Source organism: Halomonas sp. WWR20, from assembly GCF_054602495.1.
The window spans coordinates 34119-40840 of the sequence record NZ_JBTRHR010000016.1; the positions used below are offsets into that span (position 1 = coordinate 34119).

At 61.0% G+C, this 6722-nt stretch carries 6 protein-coding genes and 1 pseudogene; 1 reads left to right on the forward strand and 6 read right to left on the reverse strand.

Annotated features, from left to right (window positions below; all coding sequences use genetic code 11):
* Nucleotides 1-69 precede the first annotated feature (69 nt).
* On the reverse strand, nucleotides 70-1065 hold the full coding sequence (locus tag ACW4DH_RS18645; protein ID WP_459637907.1) for an arabinose ABC transporter substrate-binding protein: 996 nt from the start codon (nucleotides 1063-1065) through the stop codon (nucleotides 70-72).
* Nucleotides 1066-1355: 290 nt separating this feature from the next.
* Nucleotides 1356-2585: an aldose epimerase family protein gene (locus ACW4DH_RS18650; RefSeq protein WP_459637908.1), complete on the reverse strand. Its 1230-nt coding sequence runs from the start codon at nucleotides 2583-2585 to the stop codon at nucleotides 1356-1358.
* A gap of 178 nt (nucleotides 2586-2763) precedes the next feature.
* Between ACW4DH_RS18650 and ACW4DH_RS18655 the strand changes: the two genes are divergently transcribed.
* Nucleotides 2764-3717 carry a LysR substrate-binding domain-containing protein gene (locus ACW4DH_RS18655; protein WP_459637909.1) on the forward strand — a complete coding sequence of 318 codons (954 nt, stop codon included), beginning with the start codon at nucleotides 2764-2766 and terminating at the stop codon, nucleotides 3715-3717.
* Between the two features lie 9 nt (nucleotides 3718-3726).
* On the opposite strand, the gene ACW4DH_RS18660 is transcribed toward ACW4DH_RS18655, so the two are convergent.
* The 4 genes and pseudogenes from ACW4DH_RS18660 to ACW4DH_RS18675 form a co-directional block, all read right to left on the reverse strand.
* Nucleotides 3727-4653: a Gfo/Idh/MocA family protein gene (locus ACW4DH_RS18660; RefSeq protein WP_459637910.1), complete on the reverse strand. Its 927-nt coding sequence runs from the start codon at nucleotides 4651-4653 to the stop codon at nucleotides 3727-3729.
* A gap of 124 nt (nucleotides 4654-4777) precedes the next feature.
* Nucleotides 4778-5482 (reverse strand): monofunctional biosynthetic peptidoglycan transglycosylase, encoded by a 705-nt coding sequence (gene mtgA / locus ACW4DH_RS18665; protein ID WP_459637911.1) that lies wholly within the window; start codon nucleotides 5480-5482, stop codon nucleotides 4778-4780.
* A 179-nt stretch (nucleotides 5483-5661) separates the two neighbouring features.
* Nucleotides 5662-6516 carry an S-formylglutathione hydrolase gene (gene fghA / locus ACW4DH_RS18670; RefSeq protein ID WP_459637912.1) on the reverse strand — a complete coding sequence of 285 codons (855 nt, stop codon included), beginning with the start codon at nucleotides 6514-6516 and terminating at the stop codon, nucleotides 5662-5664.
* 64 nt (nucleotides 6517-6580) lie between these two features.
* Nucleotides 6581-6722, reverse strand: a pseudogene (locus tag ACW4DH_RS18675) (S-(hydroxymethyl)glutathione dehydrogenase); the annotation flags it as partial.

The following is a 6722-nucleotide window of genomic DNA, read 5'->3' on the forward strand; positions in this document are numbered from 1 at the left end:
GACTCCGAAAACGACTCGCGAAGAAACGCGCCCACGCCATGCATGGGCGTCCAGTATGTCTTGTGCGGGTTAAAGCCCGAGGTCTGCGCGAACCTGCTGCCAGTTGTTCCGAGTCATCAGGGTTCCGGTGGTTTCGGTATTGGCCGGCGGCTTCTCGTCTTCGGTGATCCAGGTGTAGAGGTTGTCCGCCGTCTGCCGGCCATGCTGGGTCGAACTGACCGCCACGGTGCCGTAGAAGCCGGTGGGGATTTCGCGTGAGAACTCGGCAAACGCCGCACCGGAGCCGTTGATGCCGACACCGATCACCTGCTCCGGGGAAAGACCGTACTGTTCGCTGGCGCGCACGCCGCCCAGTACGCTCTCCTCGTTGAGCGCATAGATTACCCAGTGTTCGAAATCACCATTCTTGGAGAGTACCGGAGATGCTGCGGCAAAGGCGCTGCTGGTATCGGTGTTCTGCTGGGGCGCATCGAAGATATTGGCTTGCTTGAAGCCGGCCTCGAGCAGCGCGTCGGTGGCGCCGTCGGTGCGCTCCTTGGCGGTGGGCAATTCATTGTTGGTGATGCGCAGTGCGGCGACCTCGTCCGGATCCCAGCCGCGCGCCTGCATCTCCTCGGCAATCGCGTTGCCGACCTGCTGACCGATCTTGTAGCCCGACATGCCCAGATGAGGCACATCGGCCAGCGGCTCGCCATCGCTGCCGACGAACTGATCGTCGACGGTGACCACCTTCATGCCATACTGCTTGGCGCGATTCATGATCGCCGGCCCCAGGCGCACGTCAGGCGGGCAGATGACAAAGCCTTGCGCGCCCTGGGAATTGAGGTTATCGATGGCGCTGAGCACCTGCTGGCCATCCTCGCCGGCCAGGCGGACCACTTCGAAGCCCTTGTCTTCGCCAAGCTCGGTCGCCGCCTGTTGCTCATTGATGAACCAGGCCTGCTCGGGCTTCTTGACGATGAAGCCGATTTTCACCTCGTCCTCGGCGGCCTGCGCAATCCCCAACGTGCCTAATGCCAAGCCGGCACCCAGCGCCAGGCGAGTGAGCGTGGGAATAAAAGACATCGGAATTCTCCTTATGCCCATCAGGGCATTGTTGTTATTCGACGACCATGCGGTGGTACGGGGTGGATGCGCATTACGATAGAGCAGATTGGAAATAACCGACAAATCCCTTTTTATCCAAGTCTCGATAATCAATTTGTTATCGGGTTATGGCGAATCCCGCAGCAATGGGCGTTGTGGATCGTGATGCACTCTCAACGCTGCGACTAAAGTTGGCCAGCTGGTATGACCAGTGCGGCCGCCGACACCAGGTTGGCGGCCGGCACGCAATGTCATGGAGCAGTCGGGAGTTATTGTTCGTCACCAAGCGATGCCTGGGCAGAGAAGGCGTAGACCGTGCGCGAATGGTAGGTATCGCCCGGCTCGAGGATGGTCGAGGGAAAATTTTCCTGATTGGGCGAGTCGGGAAAGTGCTGGGTTTCCAGCGCGAAGCCGGAGCGGTGCCGGTAAGGCTTTCCACGCTTGCCGGTCAGATCGCCGGTCAGGAAATTACCCGAGTAGAACTGCAGTCCCGGCTCGGTCGTCGAGACTTCCAGCAGGCGCCCGCTATCGGGCTCCCATACCCGAGCGGCTAGCACCAGGGAGTCATCGGCGCTCGATTCGCGGGCGAGCACGAAGTTGTGATCGTAGCCCTTGCCGTATGTCAGTTGCTGATTGTCCTGCTCGATTCGCTCGCCGATCGGGGTCGGCTGGGTGAAGTCGAAAGGCGTACCGGCCACCGGACGAATCTCGCCGGTCGGAATCAGCGTCTCGTCGACCGGCGTAAAGGCCTCGGCGTTGATGATCAAATAGTGATCGAGAATGCTACCGCTGCCTTCGCCTTCAAGATTGAAATAGCTGTGCTGAGTCAGGTTGACCGGCGTGGCCTGAGTCGTCGTGGCACGATACTGAATGTCCAACTCGTCGGCATCGGTCAAGGTGTACGTTACCTGCGTCTTTAGCTTGCCCGGATAGCCCTCCTCACCGTCGGCGCTGGTATAGGTCAGCACCACACCCCGCCCCTGGTCGTTCTCGAACGGCTCGGCCTGCCACAATACCTTGTCGAACCCCTGCTCTCCGCCATGCAGATGATTGGGGCCGTCGTTGGTCGCCAGCTCGTAGGTCTGCCCATTGAGCGAGAACTTCCCGCCGGCAATACGGTTGCCGTAGCGTCCGATCAGCGCCCCGAAATAGGGGTTGGCGTCCCGGTAGGTATCGGAGAGGTACTTTTCCAGTGAATCGAAACCCAGCACGATGTCGTCGAACTGTCCCGCTATGTCAGGGGTACGCAGCGAGACGATGGTGCCACCGTAGTTGATCACACGCATCTCGATGCCGTTGATGTTAGCGATGCGATAGACCTCGACCTCGCGGCCATCGGGCAATGTGCCGAACGTTGCCTGCTCGACGCCCGCAGCGCCACTGGGTTTAGTATCGCGCTGTTGAGTGTCGGCATCGTCATTGGCCTGTGCTGCCTCCAGCATCAAGGCCGCCAGCCCAATGCCCAGCGCCAGACGCGAGAGAGAAACGTTAGGTGACATGGCAAGCTCCTGGCTTCCGCTCGGGAAGCACGTTGTTTTTAGCATTTCTTGGCTTTAGCGCTTCAAGAAAGGGAGACGTCCCGAATCATATTAGACAGCCTGTAAATAACCGGCTAATAATGCTTTCTGCCAAGAGCCATGCATTGGTGGTTATCGATTCTTCACAGGAAGGCATGACATGGGCGTTCTCCCTGCCGAGTGGTTTCTTCGTGCACGACTAAAGTTGCGTCATCTGCAGCTGTTTCTGGCGCTGGACGAGCAGCGTAACCTGCATCGCGCCGCCGAGTGCCTCTCGATGAGCCAACCCGCCGCGTCCAAGCTGCTCGGCGACCTCGAGAGCCAACTGGGCATGGCGCTATTCGATCGACATCCGCGGGGCGTGACCCCCAATTGGTACGGCGAGATCATGGTCCGCCATGCGCGCAGCATCCTCTCGGAACTGCACCATACCGGCGAGGAACTCAACGCCCTGCGCGAGGGGAATGCGGGAACGGTGGCGGTGGGGACGGTCATGGCACCGGCGGTGACCCTGCTGACCAGTGCCATTGAGCGTGTGCATCGCGAACATCCCGGACTGAAGATGCGTGTCGATGTCAACGTAAGCAAGATGCTGATTCCCCGCCTGATGGAGGGAGAGTACGATTTTGCGATCACACGGATTCCCGAAGGGTTTCCGACCGAGCGCTTCGTGTTCGAGGAGATCGGTGAGGAGGAGATCTGCTTCGTGTGCCGCGAGGGGCATCCGCTCGCGGATCTACCCTCGCTGGATCTGGAGGCCATGGTGGCCTACCCCTGGTCGTTACAGCCGCCCGGTGCGCTAATGCGTCAACGCGTCGACAACCTGTTCTTGCATCATGGCGTGCATCCCCCGCGCCAGATCGTCGACACGCCGGATATCCTGGTGTCGCTGGCGCTGGTCGACAAGTCCGACTCGCTCACCGTCACCACGCGGCAGGTCGCGGAACTGCTGTGCTCGCCGCCACGTTTTCGCATCCTGCCCTTCACCGAAAAGCTCAGCGTTCAGCCCTACGGGCTGGTCAGCCTGCGAGAACAGCGTCTGTCGCCCGGCGCCGGGGTGCTGATGTCGACCCTGCGCGACATCATCCGTCATCCGGCCCGTGCGGGCATGTGACACCGCGCGTCATTCGTGGAAGGGCTCGGCCTCGACCCGGCGCCCGAGCATGAAGGCATCGGCCACATGGCGCAGTGGCGCGACATCGACTTCGCAGTGCTGCGCATCGACCAGTTCGGCAAAACGGGTGTACAGCCCGGCATATTCGGCATCCTCGCCGTCGTGCACGACCTCGTCATCGATGATCATCCGGCTGCCGCCCTGGGATAGCGTCAAGCGCCCGGCATCGGTTTCCACGTGGATATCCCAGGTTTGCGGCCCGGTCTGGCGGAAGTCGAAATCGGCGTGAATCGGCGTTTTCAAGGCATCACTGAAGTCCAGTTGGGCGGCGATCGGTGCCTGACAGTTGCTGGGAAACTCAAGCTCGGCCTGGGTGAGAAAGAACGGACGCGGTAGAATCGCCGTGGCGATCGACAAGGCATTGATACCGGGGTCAAAGACTCCCAGCCCACCCGGCTGCCAGATCCAGGCCTGCCCCGGATGCCAACGGCGCACATCCTCCTTCCATTGAATGTCCACGCCGTGAATCTCGCGCTCCGCCAGCCACTGTCTGGCACGCGATACGCCAGCAGCATGTCGGGAATGCCAGGTGGCGAACAGCGTCCGGTGAGCTTGCCGGGCCAGTGCGCTGAGATCCTCCACCTCGCTCAGCGTCGCCCCGGGCGGCTTTTCCAGCATGACATGCTTACCGTGCGCCAACGCGGTCCGGGCCTGCTGGTAGCGCACCTGGGGAGGCGTACACAGCGACACGGCATCCAGCTCGGGCACTGCGTCAAGCAGCGTCTCGATATCAGGATAGTTGTCAACGCCATCCAGCGTTGCATTACGACTGGCGACGGCCACCAGTTCATAATCAGGATTGTGCTGCAAGGCGGGCAGGTGTTGATCCTTGGCGATCTTGCCGAAACCGACGATAGCGATCTTGAGCGCGGGCATGCGAAGCGTCCTTTTGCGTATCCATTCTGTGGAGTCCTTGACAGGAGCTCACCCTACCCTGCCCGGCCGTATGGCGCCAATGGGCATAACGCGATCGTGGCATACCCGTTCGGTTATCGCTGGGCTAGAGACGCTGCAGATAGGCCGTTCCGCCCAGGTTGCGCATCTGCTTGCGAATCCAGGCGCTGCGTTGTTCGATATAGGCGGAAGGCCGCGAGGCACTCCAGGCGCGTGGATTGGGCAGGATCGCCGCCAGGCGGCTGGCCTGGACCTCGCTGAGGCGGGTCGCCGAGACGCCAAAATAGTGTTGCGCCGCGGCCTCGAGTCCGAACACACCCGTGTCCCACTCGGCGATGTTGAGATAGACCTCGAGGATGCGTTCCTTGGGCCATAGCAACTCGATGAGTACCGTGAACCAGGCTTCGAGCCCCTTGCGCAGCCAGTTGCGACCGGTCCAGAGAAACAAGTTCTTGGCGGTCTGCTGGCTGAGGGTACTCGCGCCGCGCAACGACTCGCCCTGAAACCAGGCATCCAGCGCCCGACGCATCTGGACCAGATCGAACCCGGAATGCATGGGAAAGCGCTGGTCCTCGGCGGCAATGACCGCCAGCTTGGCGTTGTCGGATAGCCGCGGCCAAGGCGTCCACTGCTGCTGGATATCCAGTGCCTCGCCGGAGATCCAGGATTCGATCTTGCGTTCGACCATGACCATCGAGCCGAATACCGGAACCACACGAAACAGGGCCACCAGCAGCACGGAAACGCCGATAAAACCGAGAACAGCAAAAAATACGATGCGCAGCATCCTGCGCGGCCAGCTCTGCGTCATGCGCCTGCCTTGTGGTCTCGCCAAAGATCGATGCGAGAGTATAACAATGCCGGACGCGTGGAGCGCGCTCGGTCATGACGCTTGCGTCTTCATCAGTACCACACCGCGCTGTAACGAAACATGCCCCACGCGAGGGTGGGGCATGAGAGACGACATCAACCAGCAGAATCGAAAACGTTTCAGCTCACGCCTAGATGGCGGGCATGGTAACGCAAGTGGTCGTCGATGAAGGTGGCGATGAAGAAATAGCTGTGATCGTAGCCGGGCTGACGACGCAGCGTCAGTGGATGATCGCGCTTCTCGCAGGCCGCCTCGAGACGCTCGGGCTTGAGCTGCTCGTCGAGAAAGTTATCGGCCTCGCCCTGATCGATGAACAGCTCCTGACGAGAGGCCCCTCGGGCGACCAGTTCGCAGGCGTCGTACTGATGCCAGTCGCCCTGATCGTCGCCGAGATAGTGGCTAAAGGCTTTTTCGCCCCAGGGTACCGCGCTGGGATTGACGATAGGAGAAAATGCCGACACCGACGCGAAGCGGCCCGGTTGACGCAGCGCCATTACCAGGGCCCCATGCCCCCCCATGGAATGGCCGCTGATGGCTTCGCGACCATTGACCGGAAAGTGCTGACGCACCACCGAGGGTAACTCGTCATTGACGTAGTCGTACATGCGATAGTGTCGCGCCCAGGGCTCGCGCTTGGCGTTGACGTAAAATCCCGCCCCGGAGCCGAAGTCATAGCTGTCTTGCTCACCGGGCAGATCCAGACCGCGCGGGCTGGTATCGGGACACACGATGGCAATGCCCAGCTCTGCCGCCAGCCGCTGGGCGCCAGCCTTCTGCATGAAGTTCTCGTCGTTGCAGGTCAGTCCCGACAGCCACCACAACAGCGGCACCCGGCCCTCCTCGGCCTGGGGCGGCAGATAGATGGCGAAGATCATCTCGCAATCGAGACTCCGAGCGCGATGCTTGTAGCGCTTGAGCCAGCCACCGAAGCTCTTGGTGGCGGACACCAGCTCCAGCGATTCGGTCATGGTCATGCTCGACTCCTTGAGAATCGCTCGGGATGGTATCGACCGCCCCGAGCGCGAATGACGATGATGCTCAGTAGTGCAGCACAGAGCGGATGCTCTTGCCTTCATGCAGCAGCTCGAAGGCTTCGTTGATCTTCTCGAAGGGCAGATCGTGCGTCACGAACTCGTCGATCTTGAGCTCGCCCTTCATGTAGCGGTCGACATAGCCCGGC

Bases quoted from the DNA above. Each gene is read 5' to 3' on its own strand.
- fghA (WP_459637912.1), bottom strand. From the start codon at position 6,516: ATGACCATGACCGAATCGCTGGAGCTGGTGTCCGCCACCAAGAGCTTC.
- ACW4DH_RS18650 (WP_459637908.1), bottom strand. From the start codon at position 2,585: ATGTCACCTAACGTTTCTCTCTCGCGTCTGGCGCTGGGCATTGGGCTG.
- ACW4DH_RS18645 (WP_459637907.1), bottom strand. From the start codon at position 1,065: ATGTCTTTTATTCCCACGCTCACTCGCCTGGCGCTGGGTGCCGGCTTG.
- ACW4DH_RS18655 (WP_459637909.1), top strand. From the start codon at position 2,764: ATGGGCGTTCTCCCTGCCGAGTGGTTTCTTCGTGCACGACTAAAGTTG.
- mtgA (WP_459637911.1), bottom strand. From the start codon at position 5,482: ATGACGCAGAGCTGGCCGCGCAGGATGCTGCGCATCGTATTTTTTGCT.
- ACW4DH_RS18660 (WP_459637910.1), bottom strand. From the start codon at position 4,653: ATGCCCGCGCTCAAGATCGCTATCGTCGGTTTCGGCAAGATCGCCAAG.